This window comes from Pantoea sp. 22096, from assembly GCF_052045955.1.
In the GTDB taxonomy this organism is placed as follows: Bacteria; Pseudomonadota; Gammaproteobacteria; order Enterobacterales; family Enterobacteriaceae; genus Pantoea; species Pantoea alfalfae.
This window is the reverse complement of record NZ_JBQEPW010000005.1, coordinates 90,150-107,815: the sequence shown is the minus strand read 5'-3', so window position 1 is coordinate 107,815 and position 17,666 is coordinate 90,150. Positions and strand designations below refer to the sequence as shown.

The window sequence follows — 17,666 nt, the reverse complement described above, 5'->3', positions numbered from 1 at the left end:
CAGCCCGCGCCCCTTAATGCATTACATCCCCCAGCCCAAACACCGGCAGATACATTGCAATCACCAGCGTGCCGACAATGCCGCCAATCACCACCATCATTATCGGTTCCAGCGACGCCGCCAGTGTGTCAGCGCGCTCTCGTGTTTCTGCCTCATGCCATTCCGCCAGCCGGGCCAGCATCAAATCCAGTGCGCCCGCCTCTTCCCCAACCCGAACCAACTGACCACATAAGGGCGTGAACAGCGGATGCTGCATCAGCGCCTGATGCAGAGGACTCCCCTGGGCAATATGCTGCTGCAGTCCGGTCATCGCTTCTCGCCAGAGTAATGAGGAGAGCGTGACTTCAACAGCAGCCAGTCCCTGTAACAGCGTTAACCCGGCTCGCTGTGTCAGATTCAGAATGGTGTAGATCTGCGTCAGCTGCGTGCCACGCCATAACCCGGAAAGCAGCGGGATGCGCAGGAAAATCGCCTGCTCACGGCGTTGCCAGCCCACAGAGCGTCGTCGTAACTGATGCCAGGCCACCAGCATCAGCGATACGCCGATGGCTAACACCGCTCCCCACTCCTGAAGTGCGGCAGATAACTGCATGACCGTGGCTGTAAAAGCGGGCAGAGGCGCGTCAAAAGAGTCATACACCGCAACGAACTCTGGCAGCACGAACAGCAACATGCCGCAGGTGACAGCGATTGCCACCAGCAGAATGAAGAGCGGATAGCGTAACGCCTTTGCCACCTGATGCCATAACTGCTGCTGGCGGATCTGCTGCTGAGCCAACTCACTGCAGCAAACATCCAGCTGCCCCGTCAGTTCGCCCACTTCCATCAGCGCCGGGTAGAGCGGCGGAAAAATCTGCGGCCATTCACGCAAAGCCTGTGAAAAAGGGGCACCGCTGAGTACCCGATGATGAAGGGCGAGCATCAGAGCCCGCCAGCCTGCATGAGGATGCCCCTCAGCCAGTAAAGCCAGACTTTCTGCCAGTGGCAGGCCCGCTTTGAGCAGGGTAGCCAGCTGACGAATCAGATCGGTTTTGTGCTGCCACGTCCAGTCCCTCTGACGCCAGATTTTTTCCCGCTTCCAGCTCACCGGCAGAAGATCGCGCTGCTCCAGGATGAGTAGCAGGTTGTCAGTGTCGACAGCCAGTAGCTGACCACTGAGTAACTGGCCCTGGCTGTCGACCGCCTGCCAGCTGAATAAAGCTGCGTTAGCCATCGTCCAGCCCAATCACCCGTTGCATCTCTTCCAGCGAGGTATCGCCCCGGCTTACCGCTTCCAGGCCGGAAACCAGTAAAGTGCGCAATCCTTGCTGTTTCGCCAGATTGAGGAGATTCTCCAGCGGCATCTCGGCTGCAATCGCATTCTGCAGTCTGGCATTGATCGGCAGAAGTTCAAACAGCGCCAGCCGGCCAAAATAACCGGAAAAGCAGTGGTCGCACCCGGACGCCCGCCAGGTTTGCAGGGTGCCGGGCCAGAGTTCCGCAGGATAGTGCGCCACCGCCTCAGCGGGTTGACGGCAATGGGGGCAGAGGCGCCGCACCAGACGCTGCGCAACAATCAGTTTCAGCGCCGACCCCAGCAGATAACCGGGAATCCCCATCTGTCGCAGCCGGGTCAGCGTCTCGGCGGTGGAGTTGGTGTGCAGCGTTGACAGTACCAGATGCCCGGTCTGCGCCGCTTTCACCGCAATCTCCGCTGTTTCGGCATCGCGGATCTCGCCCACCATGATCACATCCGGATCCTGTCTCAGCAGCGCCCGCAGCACACGGTTAAAATCAAGACCGTTTTTAGTGTGGATCTGTGTCTGGTTAATGCCGGGCAGCGGAATCTCAATCGGATCTTCAACGCTGCACAGATTTTTTTCTGGTTTATTCAGGGCACTGAGTCCGCTATAAAGCGTAAACGTCTTGCCGCTGCCGGTGGGGCCGGTGACCAGGATCAGTCCCTGCGGCTGGGCCAGTGCGGCACAGAACCGACGCAACTGGGCAGCCGGTAAGCCGAGCTTATCCAGAGACAGCGCCGCGCTTTCACTCTGCAGCAGCCGGACCACCGCTTTCTCGCCACCATAGATGGGTAAGGTCGCCAGGCGAAAAGAGGCGGGTTTACCGGCAATCTCCATGCTGAACTGACCATCCTGCGGTAACCGGCGTTCGGCGATATCCAGCCCGCCAAGGATCTTCAGTCGTGCCAGCAACGCCGCAGGCTGAGTGAAAGGCAGTGAAGAGAGCGGATGCAGTACGCCATCAATACGCAGTCGCACACGCAGACCCTCGCGGCAGGGTTCGATATGCACATCGGAGGCCCGTCGCTCCAGTGCCTGACGCAGGATGAGCTGTGTCGCTTCTATTGCTGACTCGGTGGGTGTCTCTTCGCGCGCCACCAGCCCTTTATCAGCGTGCTGGAGCTGGTCAAGCCGGGCCTGCGGCCAGCATTCGATCTCAATCTGACACTGGCTGGCAAAATTGAGCGCTTCAGCCAGTCCGGGCGGCACGCTCTCCGCAACGGCAACGCGCAGCAGACTGGCATCATGGTGCAGAACCAGAGCGCGATAGCGCTGGCATAATGCCATAATCGTCTCATCAGGCTTGCTCATCGCTGGCTCCTTTATCCGCAAAGCGGAATTGTTCCCGGCAATTGTCCCGCAGGCTGGTGTTATTGCTGGTGCAGCTGCGTTGCCAGCTGATGCCGCCCTCTATGCTGTCCCAGATTGGCAACATTTCAACACTCAGGCCATTCAGACTCTCCTGGCCAGTCAGCGTAATCACCCCGTTGGTTACGCTCAGTGCCGAGACATAGCGCGATCCTCTGGCGGCAGGAATACCCGCTTTTCCGGCCTGGCACTGCGTCGGGCCGCCGCGCTCCATGGCGCAAAGCTCTACGGCGGTCTTAAAGGGCACCATGGTTTGCAGCATGTCGGTAAGGGCAGCACGCTGCAGATAATTTTGATAAGCGGGCAGGCCGATGGCACTTAAGATTGCCACAATACCCACCACAATCATCAGTTCAACCAGCGTAAATCCACGTTGATAATTCATCACATCGTCTCCGTATTAAGAAGGCGACAGGGTAAAAATCGGGGACGGTGAAAGACAGTCAGAGATCGGCGAACTGGAAAGCATGATGTGAAGAGATTTCAGACTTACAGCGCAGTCGAAACTGCGCCGGAAGCGGGATCGCAAAATCGCTGTGTTGAGTGACGGCGAGGCAGGCTATTTTTGTTTAAAGCGCATCGAGAGATCCAGCGCCCGCACATGCTTGGTCAGCGCACCGACCGAGACGTAGTCCACGCCGGTCAGGGCGATCTGTGGCAGGGTGGTTTCGGTGACGTTGCCGGAGACCTCCAGCAGCGTCCGCCCCTGGTTGAGTTCGACGGCTTCACGCATCGCTTCCAGGCTGAAGTTATCCAGCATCACGATATCGGCTTCCGCTTCCAGCGCCTGACATAACTCCTCCAGCGATTCCACCTCAACTTCAACCGGCACATCGGGCTGCAGCCATTGCGCTCTTTCCACTGCCTGCTGAATCGAGCCGCTGGCAATAATATGGTTCTCTTTGATGAGATAAGCGTCAGAGAGACCCAGGCGATGATTGCTGCCTCCGCCGCACAGTACCGCATATTTCAGCGCAGTCCGCAGTCCGGGCAGGGTTTTACGCGTGTCCAGCAGTTGCGTCTGGCTTCCCGCCAGCAGCGCGACATAGCGGCTGACTTCGGTGGCAACGCCTGAGAGCGTCTGCACAAAATTAAGCGCCGTTCGCTCGGCGGTCAGCAGCAGCCGGGCAGGCCCCTCGATTTCAAACAGCAACTGGTCAGCCTCGATCTGATCACCATCTTCAACATGCCAGATCAGGGTCGCGTGCGAGCCGAGCTGAATGAAGACCTCTTCAACCCAGCGTTTACCACAGAAAACACCGGCTTCACGGGTGATGACCTGCGCATGGGCCTGGGTTTCAGCAGGTAACAGCTGCGCAGTAATGTCGCGTTCAGCGTCGATTTTACCACCGAGATCCTCTTTTAACGCCAGCGCAACCGCATCCGGAATGTCACTTTCACTACGTTTAATCAGTGCGTGACGGCGATTGTCGGGATCATAACCACGGGATGACATAGGCATTTTACTCCAGAAACAGAAAGGACAGAGGCGGTCACAATAGCCTGAACCGGCATCAGGTTCCAGCAACGGATGGTATTTTGTTTAGTATCCTTAACAATGGGCTATTTAATGTCACCGGACCGACACACTAAGAGGCAAGAATCCTTTATTATTCATGCTATTCTCAGCCTGGTGATATAAGGAAAAGCGGTATGAAAATCAAACAGGGCTGGCTGACCGGTGTGCGTCACGTGCCGTCAACACACTGCAATGAACGCCCTGACAATGAGGTGCCTTCACTGCTGGTGATCCACAATATCAGCCTGCCACCCGGTGAATTTGGCGGACCCTGGATCGACAGACTGTTTACCGGCACATTACCGCCTGATGCCCATCCCTATTTTGCGGATATCGCCGCGCTGAAAGTGGCAGCACACTGCCTGATTCGTCGTGACGGGGAGATCGTGCAGTATGTCCCTTTTGACAAACGCGCCTGGCATGCAGGCATTTCGCAGTTCGAAGGACGTGAGAACTGCAACGACTTCTCCATCGGTATTGAGCTGGAAGGAACTGACAGCGAGCCGTATAGCGAGGCGCAATATCGGGCCTTGCAGCAGGTCACGCAGTTACTGCTGCAACACTATCCGGTAACGCCTGCACGTATCACGGGGCACAGCGATATCGCGCCGGTACGCAAAACCGATCCCGGGCCTGCTTTTGACTGGGACTACTACAAACAGCTGTTAACGCAGCAAAAATCCTGATTTTTGCGGAGTCAGTATGACGTTGTTTACCTTGTTGTTGGTTTTAGGCTGGGAGCGCCTGTTTAAACTGGGCGAGCACTGGCAGCTCGAACACCGGCTGGAGCCGATTTTTCGCCATCGTCGCCATTACTCCATGATGCGTACTTTGCTGATGACCCTACTGGCAATGGCGCTGACCGCACTGGTGGTCTGGAGTCTGAAAGGATTGCTGTTTGGCGTGCTGCAGTTGCTGTTCTGGATTGTTGCCGGACTGCTCTGTATCGGTGCCGGCTCAGTGCGTCAGCACTACCATAACTATCTGAAGGCGGCCAGCCATGACGACGACGCGGCACATCAAGCGATGGCGGCTGAGCTGACGCTGATCCATGGTGTGCCGGTGGAGTGTAGCGAGCGTGAGTTTCTGCGCGAGCTGCAGAATGCGCTGATCTGGATAAACTTCCGTTTCTATCTCGCCCCGATGTTCTGGCTGGTGGTGGGTGGCCCGTGGGGGCCGGTGCTGCTGGTGGGTTACGCGTTTCTGCGCGCCTGGCAAGGCTGGCTGGCAAAATTCGGCACACCAATGGCGCGAGCGCAATCAGGCGTGGATGCGATTCTGCATTTGCTCGACTGGATCCCGGTGCGGCTGGCGGGTGTCGCTTACGCGCTGCTGGGCCATGGCGAAAAAGCGCTGCCCGCCTGGTTTGCCTCGCTGACCGATCGTCACCGTTCTCAGTATCACGTGCTGACGACGCTGGCGCAGTTCTCACTGTCGCGCGATCCGCACACCGATAAAGTTGAAACGCCACGGGTGGCCGTGGCGTTAGCGAAACGGACTTCGCTGGTGCTGGTTGTTGCCGTCGCGTTGCTGACGATTTACGGCACGCTGGTGTAATCAGCAGGTGGCACGCCGAAATCAGGCGTGCCATCTTCCCGCCAGCTGAAATATTTCAGTCGGGTATGGCGGTTCGGATCCCATAACGGATCGCCTTCAATTTCAGTGTAGTTACGCGCGTGGTACACCAGTACGTCGCGTCCTGCCTCATCCTGGGTAAAACTGTTGTGGCCCGGCCCGTACTGGTGGTTGTCCCAGCTGGTCACAAATACCGGACGCGCTGATTTCTGCCAGGCTGCGACATCAAGCGGGTTGGCATTCGCGGCAATCGACAGTATCCCCAGACAGTAATTTTCATCGGTGGCGCTGGCGGAATAGGTCACAAACAGCCGATCGCCGTGACGGATAACCGCCGGTCCTTCATTAACGCTGAACCCTGCACACTCCCACTCATATTCCGGCCGGCTCAGCATTACGGGCGTACCTTTTAGCGTCCAGGGATTCAGCAGCTCATCCAGGTAGAGGTTAGAGTTGCCGGGAATCAGGGGATCTTTCTGCGCCCAGAGATACCAGTTTTTGCCCTGATGCACGAAGTGGGTTGCATCCAGTGAGAAGCTGTCCAGGTGGGTGAAGACCCTGCGGCAGGGCTGCCATTCGCCCTGCAACGGATCTGCCGCCTCACACACCAGCGCATACATCCGGTGCTGAAACAGTCCCTCTTTGATTTCGCGTGTGGGTGCTGCTGCGAAATAGATGACCCACTGTCCGTTAATGTAGTGCAGCTCAGGTGCCCAGATTAACTCGCTAAAGGGGCCGCTCTCGGGCTTGCGCCAGACGACCACCGGCTCGGCGCTGCGCAGGCCGGCCAGCGTCGTGGCGCGACGGATCTCCAGCCGGTCATACTCAGGCACCGATGCCACAAAGTAATAGTACTGTTCATGACGCAAAATAAAGGGGTCGGCACGCTGCTCGATAAAAGGATTCGGCAAGATTGCGGTCATTTAACATCTCCGGTTGGCGTGACAACACCGTCGCGCAGGCGAACAGTGTGTAACTCATGGAAGTTTTCGCGGCGCAGCGCGAGATCCTGCTGGATGGTAATCATCATTTTGCGGTCGACCTTCATCAGTCGTACCACACCTGCGGTAATCAGATAGCCGACGCCAGGAATAATGGTGAAGAGCAGCATGATGCCGTTAATCGCCTCAGGTGACTGCTGCTTAGCGCCCGCATTGTAGCCATAGATCGACAGCAGAAAGCCGACCATCGCACCGGCCACTGCCAGCCCTACCTTAAGGAAAAAGAGGTTGCCGGAAAAGCTGATACCGGTAATGCGTTTGCCGGTTTTCCATTCGCCGTAGTCATCCACATCGGCCATCAGTGACCAGTGCAGCGGAGAGGGGATTTGATGCAGAATGTTCAGCACAAAATAGGCGACCACCACCATCACGGTAGCGTGGGGATCGATCCAGTAGAAGGCGCTGGAAAAAAGGGCCAGTGCGATATTGGTCCAGAAGAAGACTTTGAGTTTGCACCAGCGATCGGTGAGCAGTTTTGCCAGCGTGCTGCCGACCATCATGCCAATGACTCCCAGGCTGATAAACAGCGTGGCAAAGTGCGTTGACTGGCCCATGACCCAGGTCACGTAATACATGGTGGCCGCCATGCGGATGAAGCCAGGGCAGACGTTACAGAAGGTGAGCAGCAGAATGCGCACCCATTGGTCATTTTTCCAGACATCACGCAGATCTTTCTTCAGATCATCATTACTCGGCACGGCCGGGCGGATACGTTCACGTACCGTGGCAAAGCAGAACAGAAACATTGCCAGGCCAATGGTTGCCAGTACCGCCATCGCCATCTGGTAGCCGCGCGCTTTGTCTTCGCCACCGAACCACTCTGCCATCGGCAGCAGGGACAGAGAGAGTATCAGCGTGGCGAGGCCGACCATGACAAAGCGATAAGACTGACAGGAGACACGCTCACCGGGGTCGTTGGTAATCACGCCGCCCAGAGAACAGTAAGGAATGTTAATCGCTGTGTAAGTTAGCGACATCAGGAAATAGGTGACGAAGGCCCAGATCACCTTGTTGTGGTAAGTCCAGTCTGGCGTGGTGAACATCAGTACGCTGAAGACCACATAGGGCACGGAAACCCACAGCAGCCAGGGACGAAAACGGCCCCAGCGACTCTGGGTGCGATCGGCGATGGCACCCATAATCGGATCGGTGACTGCATCGAGCACCCTGACCGAGAGCAACAGAGTTCCCACCAGCGCCGGAGCCAGCCCGAAAACATCGGTATAGAAGTAGTTCAGGAACAACATGATGGCACCGCCAATCATGTTGCATCCGGCATCGCCCATGCCATAACCCAGCTTTTCTTTAAATGAGAGTGCTGCGGGCTTCATTTTGCTTCTCCTGCAAACCGTGAAGCCAGTGATTATTAGGGTCGAAGCCGTCTGTGACGCAGCAGCAATTGGTTACAAAGATGGACAAAACAGGCGGGCGCAAAAAAATGTGAACTGGTACGCACCAGCGAGCCAGTTCACATTAGTTTATAGAGGGTATTTTTAACGAAAGGGTGTTTACGCAGCGCTTTTGTTCTGGCCTTCAACCAGTCCGCCAACGAAGCTGCCGAGCCAGCCACCAATATTGCCAAAGAGAGTGCTGGCAACAGAACCTACTAAACCGGAAATAAATGGCACCGGGATCAGGGAGCCGAGTATGTTACCGATTAATGAACCGGCCTGCTTACCCACGGTGGTAGTAATATCCTGAATCATGCCACAGCCACTTACGGCCAAAATTTCTGATGGTGCGAGTTCCCGCATAATAATTTTTTCCTTAATCAGGTTAGAAGCAGGAAAAAATTACCATCTCAAGCCAGTAATAAAAATAGTAATAGAGCTAAAGTGGCCGGTGCGCCTGACAGCGCGCACCGGATGAGCAAAAAGATCAGGCTTTCTGCGTCTGGTTCTTAATAAAGTAACCAATACCCAGAATGACCAGCCAGACCGGGATAAGCCAGACAGAGATCGCCATGCCCGGCGTGGTCACCATCAGCACCAGAATCGCCGCCAGGAAGACCAGGCAAATCCAGTTACCCGCCGGATAGAGCAGCGCTTTGAAGCGGGTGGTGACGCCCTGCTGATCTTTCTTACGACGGAACTTGAGGTGCGCCAGGCTGATCATTGCCCAGTTGATGACCAGCGCGGAGACGACCAGCGACATCAGCAGGCCAAACGCTTCGCCCGGCATCAGGTAGTTGATCAGCACGCACAGTGCAGTGGCAACAGCCGAGACCAGAATCGTTAACACCGGCACACCGCGACGATCGACTTTCAGCAGCGCTTTCGGCGCATTGCCCTGCTGTGCCAGACCAAACAGCATACGGCTGTTGCAGTAAACGCAGCTGTTATAGACCGACAGGGCCGCCGTCAGGATCACCACGTTCAGCGCATTCGCCACCATGGCATCGCCCAGCTCGTGGAAGATAAAGACAAACGGGCTGACTTCTGACGTGACACGACTCCACGGCATCAGAGACAGCAGCACTGCCAACGAACCAATGTAGAAAATCAGGATACGCCACAGCACCTGGTTAGTTGCTTTTGGAATGCTCACTTCCGGGTTATCAGCCTCTGCTGCGGTGATACCTACCAGCTCCAGTCCGCCGAACGAGAACATGATAATTGCCATGACCGCGACGAGACCGCCGATGCCATGCGGGAAAAAGCCGCCCTGTTCCCACAGGTTGCGCACGGTCGCCTGCGGACCCGCGTGACCGCCGAACAGCAGCCAGCCACCGAACAGAATCATGCCGATGACCGCAACCACTTTAATGATGGCGAACCAGAACTCCATCTCACCGAACACTTTCACGTTGGTCAGGTTGATGGCGTTGATCATCACGAAGAAGATGGCGGCTGAGGCCCAGGTAGGAAAGTCTGGCCACCAGAACTGGATATATTTACCAACGGCAGTAAGTTCTGCCATGGCAACCAGTACGTAAAGGACCCAGTAGTTCCAGCCTGAGGCGAACCCGGCAAAGTTGCCCCAGTATTTATACGCGAAGTGGCTGAAGCTGCCGGCGACCGGCTCTTCCACCACCATTTCACCCAGCTGACGCATGATTAAAAAGGCAATAAAACCGGCAATCGCATAGCCCAGAATAACGGCCGGTCCGGCGGATTCAATGACCGATGCGCTGCCCAGAAACAGCCCGGTTCCCACTGCACCACCCAGCGCGATGAGCTGAATATGGCGGTTCTTAAGACCACGTTTCAGCGCTTCGCCTTGCTGTTGTTCCATACAAACCTCGTGATGTTTTTATTCTTCGTTCGCAGCGCAGTCCGCTGTAATGAAGTAGTTACAATAACGTATTGATTATTTTACGGTATCCGGCGTGCTGAATGCTGCCATCTGCTACCCTGGCGACAAGAATAGTGATAAGCGGATCGCTTTGCACCTGCTTTCGCCTTTCGTGCTGAGAGTTGACTGAAAAAACGCCGTCCTGGTCACGTCTGCCCACAGCAACTTCTGCCATGAAATGCCGTTAATGACGAATAGGTTTCACTTATGCCTGCCGCTGCGCTAACGCGCTAAGCGGGTGTAAGGTTTGGTAAAAGTGAAATTATTTAACATTTGTGGCAACGCGAATTTTTCATTTTTTTAACCGCAAGTTAGCGCCAGCACAGGCTTTGGGGGCAGGTGAATGTCGCAGACACCATATAGACACAAGGTGAATACTTTGTTACTTTACCGGCACCTCTTTGCAATTGGTATTACCAATTTACTCCGGACGATTGGCTTAATAAGAAGGGACGATGGCTTACAGTAAGATTCGCCAACCTAAGCTCTCCGACGCTATCGAGCAACAGCTCGAATCGCTGATTATGGAAGGGACCCTGCGTCCGGGAGAGAAGCTGCTGCCTGAGCGCGAACTCGCTAAACAATTCGATGTCTCACGTCCGTCCCTCCGCGAAGCGATCCAGCGCTTAGAAGCCAAAGGATTATTGCTGCGCCGACAGGGTGGCGGAACATTTGTACAGGAGCATCTCTGGCAAAGCATGAGCGATCCCCTCGTTGAGCTTCTCGCCGACCATCCGGAATCACAGTTTGATCTGCTGGAAACGCGCCATGCCTTAGAGGGCATCGCGGCTTATTACGCGGCACTGCGCGGCACAGAGGAAGACCTGCTGCGCATTCGCGACTGCCATGTGAATATCCAGCAGGCGCAGGACAGCGGCGACTTAGACGCCGAAGCGGACGCAGTGATGCAGTATCAGATCGCTGTCACAGAAGCGGCCCATAATGTTGTGCTTTTACATTTGCTACGCTCAATGGGCCCTATGCTGGAACAAAACGTCCGTCAGAATTTCGAATTGCTCTACTCGCGCCGGGAAATGCTGGCAAAAGTGAGCGGTCACCGCGCCAGAATCTTTGAGGCGATTGTGGCCCGTGAGCCAGAAAAAGCGCGCGAGGCTTCACACCGTCACCTGGCGTTCATAGAGGAAATCTTGCTGGACAGAAGTCGGGAGCAGAGCCGTCGGGAACGCTCCCTGCGTCGTTTACAGCAACGTAAGGAATAACGTGCGACAAAGATCGTACTGACATCAGACGAGCCTGCCGGCATCTGCTTTAACAGGCTCCCGATTATTCAACGTATTAGACACAGATAAGGAACACACCCATGTCAGAACGTTTACACAATGACGTGGATCCGATTGAAACTCGTGACTGGCTACAGGCGATCGAATCGGTCATCCGTGAAGAAGGTGTTGAACGTGCACAGTATCTGATTGATCAGGTACTGGGTGCAGCCCGCAAAGGCGGCGTAAAAGTGGCTGCAGGTTCGTCTGCAATCAGCAACTATATCAACTCTATTGCCGTTGAAGATGAACCCGATTATCCGGGCAACACCTCTCTTGAACGTCGTATCCGTTCCGCAATCCGCTGGAACGCCATCATGTCGGTGCTGCGCGCGTCGAAGAAAGATCTGGAACTCGGTGGCCACATGTCCTCCTTCCAGTCTTCTGCGACGATTTATGAAGTGTGCTTCAACCACTTCTTCCGCGCGCGCAGTGAGAAGGATGGCGGCGATCTGGTCTATTTCCAGGGCCACATCTCTCCGGGTATCTATGCCCGTGCGTTCCTTGAAGGTCGCCTGACCGAAGATCAGATGAATAACTTCCGTCAGGAAGTTGATGGCAAAGGCCTCTCTTCTTATCCGCACCCGAAATTAATGCCGGAGTTCTGGCAGTTCCCGACCGTATCAATGGGTCTGGGTCCATTGTCAGCGATCTATCAGGCGAAGTTCCTGAAGTATCTGGAACACCGTGGCCTGAAAGACACCTCTGCCCAGACCGTTTACGCCTTCCTGGGTGACGGTGAGATGGATGAGCCGGAATCAAAAGGTGCGATCACCATCGCCACCCGTGAAAAACTGGATAATCTGGTCTTCATCATCAACTGCAACCTGCAGCGTCTGGATGGCCCGGTAACCGGTAATGGCAAGATCATCAACGAGCTGGAAGGCATCTTTGCCGGTGCTGGCTGGGAAGTGATCAAGGTCATCTGGGGCGGTCGCTGGGACGAGCTGCTGCGCAAAGATACCAGCGGTAAGCTGATTCAGCTGATGAACGAAACCGTTGACGGTGACTACCAGACCTTCAAATCCCGTGATGGTGCCTACGTGCGTGAGCACTTCTTTGGCAAGTATCCGGAAACCGCGGCGCTGGTTAAAGATATGTCCGATGATGAAATCTGGGCATTAAACCGTGGCGGCCACGATCCGAAGAAAATCTATGCGGCACTGAAAAAAGCGCAGGATACCAAAGGCAAGCCAGTACTGATCCTGGCGCATACCATCAAAGGTTATGGTATGGGCGACACCGCGGAAGGCAAAAACATTGCCCACCAGGTGAAGAAGATGAACATGGATGGCGTACGCTATATCCGTGATCGCTTTAACGTGCCGGTTGCTGACGATAAAATCGAAGAACTGCCGTACGTCACCTTTGAGAAAGGCTCAGAAGAGCATACTTATCTGCACGGTCAGCGTGAGAAGTTAGGCGGTTACCTGCCAACGCGTCAGCCGAAGTTCACTGAAAAGCTGGAAATGCCAGCACTCGAAGAGTTCAGTGCGCTGCTGGATGAGCAGAACAAAGAGATCTCGACCACTATCGCCTTTGTGCGTGCCCTGAACGTGATGCTGAAGAACAAGTCGATCAAAGATCGTCTGGTTCCGATCCTCGCCGATGAAGCGCGTACCTTTGGTATGGAAGGTCTGTTCCGTCAGATCGGTATCTACAGCCCGAACGGTCAGCAGTATACCCCGCAGGACCGCGAGCAGGTTGCCTACTACAAAGAAGACGAGAAAGGCCAGATTCTGCAGGAAGGGATCAACGAGCTGGGCGCAGGTTCATCCTGGCTGGCTGCGGCGACCTCATACAGCACCAACAACCTGCCGATGATCCCGTTCTACATTTATTACTCGATGTTCGGCTTCCAGCGTATTGGCGATCTGATGTGGCTGGCGGGCGACCAGCAGGCGCGCGGCTTCCTGGTCGGCGGTACCTCAGGCCGTACGACGCTGAACGGCGAAGGTCTGCAGCATGAAGATGGTCACAGCCATATTCAGTCTCTGACTATCCCGAACTGTATCTCTTACGATCCATCTTACGCTTATGAAGTCGCAGTCATCATGCATGACGGTCTGGTGCGTATGTATGGCGAAGCGCAGGAGAACGTTTACTACTACATCACCACGCTGAATGAAAACTACCATATGCCAGCAATGCCGCAGGGCGTTGAAGAAGGTATCCGTAAGGGTATCTATAAGCTGGAAACGGTAGAAGGCAGCAAAGGTAAAGTGCAGCTGCTGGGCTCAGGTTCTATCCTGCGTCACGTGCGTGAAGCTGCGCAGATCCTGGCGAAAGATTACGGTATCGGCTCTGATGTCTACAGCGTGACCTCGTTCACCGAGCTGGCGCGTGATGGCCAGGATTGTGAGCGCTGGAACATGCTGCATCCGACTGAAGAAGCGCGCGTACCTTACATCGCTCAGGTGATGAACGACGCACCCGCTGTTGCTTCAACCGACTACATGAAACTGTTCGCTGAGCAGGTTCGTAGCTATGTCCCGGCCAGCGATTATCGCGTACTGGGTACCGATGGCTTTGGTCGCTCTGACAGCCGTGAGAATCTGCGTCATCACTTCGAAGTGGATGCATCTTATGTGGTGGTTGCCGCGCTGGGTGAGCTGGCTAAACGCGGCGAGATCGAGAAGAAAGTGGTGGCCGATGCGATCACCAAATTCAATATCGATGCCGATAAAGTTAACCCGCGTCTGGCTTAAGAGGTAATAGAGTAATGGCTATCGAAATTAAGGTACCGGATATCGGGTCTGACGAAGTTGAAGTCACCGAGATTCTGGTGAAAGTTGGCGACAAGGTGGAAGCCGAGCAGTCGCTGATCACCGTGGAAGGCGACAAAGCCTCAATGGAAGTGCCGTCGCCACAGGCTGGCGTAGTGAAAGAGATTAAGATCTCTACCGGTGACAAAGTTGAGACCGGCTCACTGATCATGGTGTTTGATGCTGAAGGCGCTGCGGAAGCAGCACCAGCACCGGCCGCAGAGAAAAAAGCGGACGCGGCGCCTGCGCCAGCCGCTGCTGCGGCGACGGCCAGCAAAGAAGTGGCTGTGCCGGATATCGGCGGTGATGAAGTCGAAGTCACTGAGATTCTGGTGAAGGTTGGCGACAAAGTTGAAGCCGAGCAGTCACTGATTGTGGTGGAAGGTGATAAAGCCTCAATGGAAGTTCCGGCTCCGTTCGCGGGTGTGGTCAAAGAGATCACCATTGCGACCGGCGACAAAGTCAGCACCGGTTCAGCCATCATGGTCTTTGAAGCAGAAGGCGCAGCACCGGCCTCTGATGCGAAGCCAGAAGTGAAAGAAGAAGCAGCATCGGCACCCGCTGCTGCTGCAGGCGCAAAAGAGGTCAACGTTCCGGATATCGGCGGTGATGAAGTCGAAGTTACCGAGATCCTGGTCAAAGTTGGCGACAAAGTTGAGGCTGAGCAGTCACTGATCGTGGTTGAAGGCGACAAAGCCTCAATGGAAGTCCCTGCGCCGTTTGCAGGTACTGTCAAAGAGCTGAAAGTCGCCACGGGCGATAAAGTCAGCACCGGCTCACTGATCATGGTGTTCGAAGTCGAAGGTGCTGCTCCGGCCGCCCCTGCGGCCGCGAAACAGGACGCCGCTCCGGCGCCTGCTGCGAAATCTGAGGCTAAGCCAGCCGCCGCGGCGCCAGCAGCCAAAGCCAACAGCAAAGGTGAGTTCGCAGAGAACGACGCTTACGTTCACGCGACCCCGGTGATCCGTCGCCTGGCGCGCGAGTTCGGTGTTAACCTGGCGAAAGTCAAAGGCACCGGCCGTAAAGGTCGCATTCTGAAAGAAGACGTGCAGACTTACGTGAAAGAGGCCGTGAAACGCGCTGAAGCAGCGCCTGCTGCGGCAAGCGGCGGTGGTCTGCCGGGCATGCTGCCATGGCCGAAAGTTGATTTCAGTAAGTTTGGCGAAATCGAAGAAGTCGAACTGGGTCGTATCCAGAAAATTTCTGGCGCGAACCTGAGCCGTAACTGGGTGATGATCCCGCACGTTACGCATTTCGACAAAACCGATATCACCGATCTGGAAGCGTTCCGTAAGCAGCAGAATGCTGAAGCAGAGAAGCGTAAGCTGGATGTGAAATACACGCCTGTCGTGTTCATCATGAAAGCGGTCGCGGCGGCGCTTGAGCAGATGCCACGCTTCAACAGCTCGCTGTCTGAAGATGCGCAGAAACTGACGCTGAAGAAATATATCAACATCGGTGTGGCGGTTGATACGCCAAACGGCCTGGTTGTTCCGGTCTTCAAAGACGTGAACAAGAAAGGCATCACCGAGCTGTCGCGTGAACTGATGGCAATTTCGAAGAAAGCGCGTGACGGTAAGCTGACAGCGGGCGACATGCAGGGCGGATGTTTCACCATCTCCAGCCTGGGCGGCCTGGGTACCACACACTTCGCGCCGATCGTTAACGCGCCGGAAGTGGCTATCCTGGGTGTCTCTAAATCGGCGATGGAGCCGGTGTGGAATGGTAAAGAGTTTACGCCGCGTCTGATGATGCCGATTTCTCTCTCCTTCGACCACCGCGTGATCGACGGTGCTGATGGTGCGCGATTCATCACCATTATCGGCAATATGTTGTCTGACATTCGTCGTTTAGTTATGTAAATGTGAAGAAGGCCGGCGGATGCCGGCCTTCCTTTAACGATTCGTCGCGCCGCTGTTGGCAGTTTGTTAACAATTCTGTAAACTCTTGCGGTGAAAGTCCCGGTGGAATAAGGGCATTATAAGAACGTCTGACCCGCCGGATATCAATTAAGAGGTCATGATGAGTACAGAGATTAAAACCCAGGTCGTGGTACTTGGGGCAGGTCCTGCAGGTTACTCTGCAGCCTTCCGTTGTGCGGATTTAGGTCTGGAAACCGTACTGGTAGAGCGTTACAGCACCCTCGGTGGTGTTTGTCTGAACGTCGGTTGTATCCCATCTAAAGCGCTGCTGCACGTTGCTAAAGTGATTGAAGAGGCAAAAGCCCTTGAAGAGCACGGCATTGTGTTTGGCCAGCCATCTACTGATATCAACAAGATTCGCAGCTGGAAAGAGAAGGTTATCAACCAGTTGACTGGCGGCCTGTCAGGTATGGCAAAAGGTCGTAAAGTCACCGTGGTGAATGGCCTGGGCAAATTCACCGGTGCTAACACCCTGGTGGTTGAAGGAGAAGGCGGCGCGACCACCATCAACTTCGATAATGCTATCATCGCTGCGGGTTCACGCCCAATCGAACTGCCATTCATTCCACATGAAGATCCACGCGTCTGGGACTCTACCGATGCGCTGGAACTGAAAGAAGTGCCGAAGCGTCTGCTGGTCATGGGCGGCGGTATCATCGGTCTGGAAATGGCGACGGTCTATCACGCGCTGGGTTCAGAGATCGATGTGGTTGAGATGTTCGACCAGGTTATCCCGGCTGCGGATAAAGACGTGGTGAAAGTCTTTACCAAGAAAATCAGCAAGAAATTTAACCTGATGCTGGAAACTAAAGTGACCGCCGTTGAAGCAAAAGACGATGGCATTTACGTTTCAATGGAAGGCAAAAAAGCACCAGGCGAAGCGCAGCGTTATGACGCGGTGCTGGTTGCTATCGGTCGTGTGCCGAACGGTAAAGGTCTGGATGCCGGTAAAGCGGGCGTGGAAGTGGACGATCGCGGCTTCATCCGCGTCGATAAACAGATGCGCACCAACGTGCCACACATCTATGCTATCGGCGACATCGTCGGTCAGCCAATGCTGGCGCACAAAGGCGTGCATGAAGGCCACGTAGCGGCTGAAGTGATCTCTGGTCTGAAGCACTACTTCGATCCGAAAGTGATCCCTTCAATTGCCTATACTGAGCCAGAAGTTGCCTGGGTCGGTCTGACCGAGAAAGAAGCGAAAGAGAAGGGCATCAGCTACGAGACCTCCACCTTCCCGTGGGCTGCCTCAGGCCGTGCTATCGCTTCTGATTGTGCAGACGGCATGACCAAGCTGATTTTCGACAAAGAGACGCACCGTATTATCGGTGGCGCGATTGTCGGTACTAACGGCGGCGAGCTGTTAGGCGAAATCGGTCTGGCGATTGAGATGGGTTGTGATGCGGAAGATATTGCGCTGACCATCCATGCTCACCCTACCCTGCATGAGTCAGTCGGTCTGGCTGCAGAAATCTTCGAAGGTAGCATCACCGATCTGCCTAACGCGAAAGCGAAGAAGAAGTAAGTTTCTGCTGCTGCAAAGAGAAAGCTCCCGTTATGGGGGCTTTTTTTTCGCTGTCATTTTGATCATAAGTGTCAGTAGATTCTGCCATTCATTCCTCTGACAGACACGTTAGGCCGAGGGAAAATCGCCCGGAATCG

Annotated in this window: 14 protein-coding genes; 6 read left to right on the top strand and 8 right to left on the bottom strand. The window is 55.1% G+C overall.

Annotation, left to right across the window (positions count from 1 at the left end; genetic code table 11):
* Positions 1-13: 13 nt before the first annotated feature.
* The 4 genes from hofC to nadC form a co-directional block, all read right to left on the bottom strand.
* Positions 14-1,213: a protein transport protein HofC gene (hofC, locus tag ACTJKZ_RS16605; RefSeq protein WP_161731601.1), complete on the bottom strand. Its 1,200-nt coding sequence runs from the start codon at positions 1,211-1,213 to the stop codon at positions 14-16.
* Positions 1,206-2,591: a type II secretion system protein GspE gene (gene gspE, locus ACTJKZ_RS16600; protein WP_161731599.1), complete on the bottom strand. Its 1,386-nt coding sequence runs from the start codon at positions 2,589-2,591 to the stop codon at positions 1,206-1,208. The genes hofC and gspE overlap by 8 nt, the downstream gene beginning before the upstream one ends.
* A complete protein-coding gene (gene ppdD, locus ACTJKZ_RS16595) occupies positions 2,578-3,033 on the bottom strand; it encodes a prepilin peptidase-dependent pilin (RefSeq protein ID WP_285086439.1) in 456 nt (151 codons plus the stop codon). Before ppdD ends, gspE begins: the two co-directional genes overlap by 14 nt.
* 174 nt (positions 3,034-3,207) lie before the next feature.
* The gene (gene nadC / locus ACTJKZ_RS16590; RefSeq protein ID WP_285088445.1) at positions 3,208-4,104 is read right to left on the bottom strand and encodes a carboxylating nicotinate-nucleotide diphosphorylase; all 897 of its coding nucleotides are present in this window, start codon (positions 4,102-4,104) and stop codon (positions 3,208-3,210) included.
* Positions 4,105-4,301: 197 nt separating this feature from the next.
* On the opposite strand from nadC, the gene ampD reads away from it, so the two are divergent.
* Entirely contained in the window at positions 4,302-4,853 is a 552-nt protein-coding gene (ampD, locus tag ACTJKZ_RS16585) for a 1,6-anhydro-N-acetylmuramyl-L-alanine amidase AmpD (protein ID WP_161731595.1), read from the top strand.
* A 16-nt stretch (positions 4,854-4,869) separates the two neighbouring features.
* Positions 4,870-5,724: a beta-lactamase regulator AmpE gene (ampE, locus tag ACTJKZ_RS16580; RefSeq protein WP_161731593.1), complete on the top strand. Its 855-nt coding sequence runs from the start codon at positions 4,870-4,872 to the stop codon at positions 5,722-5,724.
* Here ampE and ACTJKZ_RS16575 read toward each other — a convergent pair.
* From ACTJKZ_RS16575 to aroP, 4 genes are all read right to left on the bottom strand, one after another.
* Positions 5,706-6,665 carry a glycoside hydrolase family 43 protein gene (locus tag ACTJKZ_RS16575; protein WP_161731591.1) on the bottom strand — a complete coding sequence of 320 codons (960 nt, stop codon included), beginning with the start codon at positions 6,663-6,665 and terminating at the stop codon, positions 5,706-5,708. The genes ampE and ACTJKZ_RS16575 overlap by 19 nt on opposite strands.
* Positions 6,662-8,074 (bottom strand): glycoside-pentoside-hexuronide (GPH):cation symporter, encoded by a 1,413-nt coding sequence (locus ACTJKZ_RS16570; RefSeq protein WP_440829854.1) that lies wholly within the window; start codon positions 8,072-8,074, stop codon positions 6,662-6,664. The genes ACTJKZ_RS16575 and ACTJKZ_RS16570 overlap by 4 nt, the downstream gene beginning before the upstream one ends.
* A gap of 177 nt (positions 8,075-8,251) precedes the next feature.
* Positions 8,252-8,497, bottom strand: coding sequence for a hypothetical protein (locus tag ACTJKZ_RS16565; RefSeq protein ID WP_222924547.1), 246 nt, complete (start codon positions 8,495-8,497; stop codon positions 8,252-8,254).
* Between the two features lie 124 nt (positions 8,498-8,621).
* Positions 8,622-9,977, bottom strand: coding sequence for an aromatic amino acid transporter AroP (gene aroP / locus ACTJKZ_RS16560; protein WP_161731585.1), 1,356 nt, complete (start codon positions 9,975-9,977; stop codon positions 8,622-8,624).
* 515 nt (positions 9,978-10,492) lie between these two features.
* Between aroP and pdhR the strand changes: the two genes are divergently transcribed.
* From pdhR to lpdA, 4 genes are all read left to right on the top strand, one after another.
* Complete coding sequence (gene pdhR, locus ACTJKZ_RS16555; RefSeq protein WP_033731582.1) at positions 10,493-11,257, top strand: pyruvate dehydrogenase complex transcriptional repressor PdhR; 765 nt, start codon at positions 10,493-10,495, stop codon at positions 11,255-11,257.
* Positions 11,258-11,358: 101 nt separating this feature from the next.
* Positions 11,359-14,025 (top strand): pyruvate dehydrogenase (acetyl-transferring), homodimeric type, encoded by a 2,667-nt coding sequence (gene aceE / locus ACTJKZ_RS16550; RefSeq protein ID WP_161731583.1) that lies wholly within the window; start codon positions 11,359-11,361, stop codon positions 14,023-14,025.
* A 14-nt stretch (positions 14,026-14,039) separates the two neighbouring features.
* Complete coding sequence (gene aceF / locus ACTJKZ_RS16545; RefSeq protein ID WP_161731581.1) at positions 14,040-15,944, top strand: pyruvate dehydrogenase complex dihydrolipoyllysine-residue acetyltransferase; 1,905 nt, start codon at positions 14,040-14,042, stop codon at positions 15,942-15,944.
* Positions 15,945-16,104: 160 nt separating this feature from the next.
* A complete protein-coding gene (lpdA, locus tag ACTJKZ_RS16540; RefSeq protein ID WP_010253950.1) occupies positions 16,105-17,529 on the top strand; it encodes a dihydrolipoyl dehydrogenase in 1,425 nt (474 codons plus the stop codon).
* The last annotated feature ends 137 nt before the right edge of the window (positions 17,530-17,666 follow it).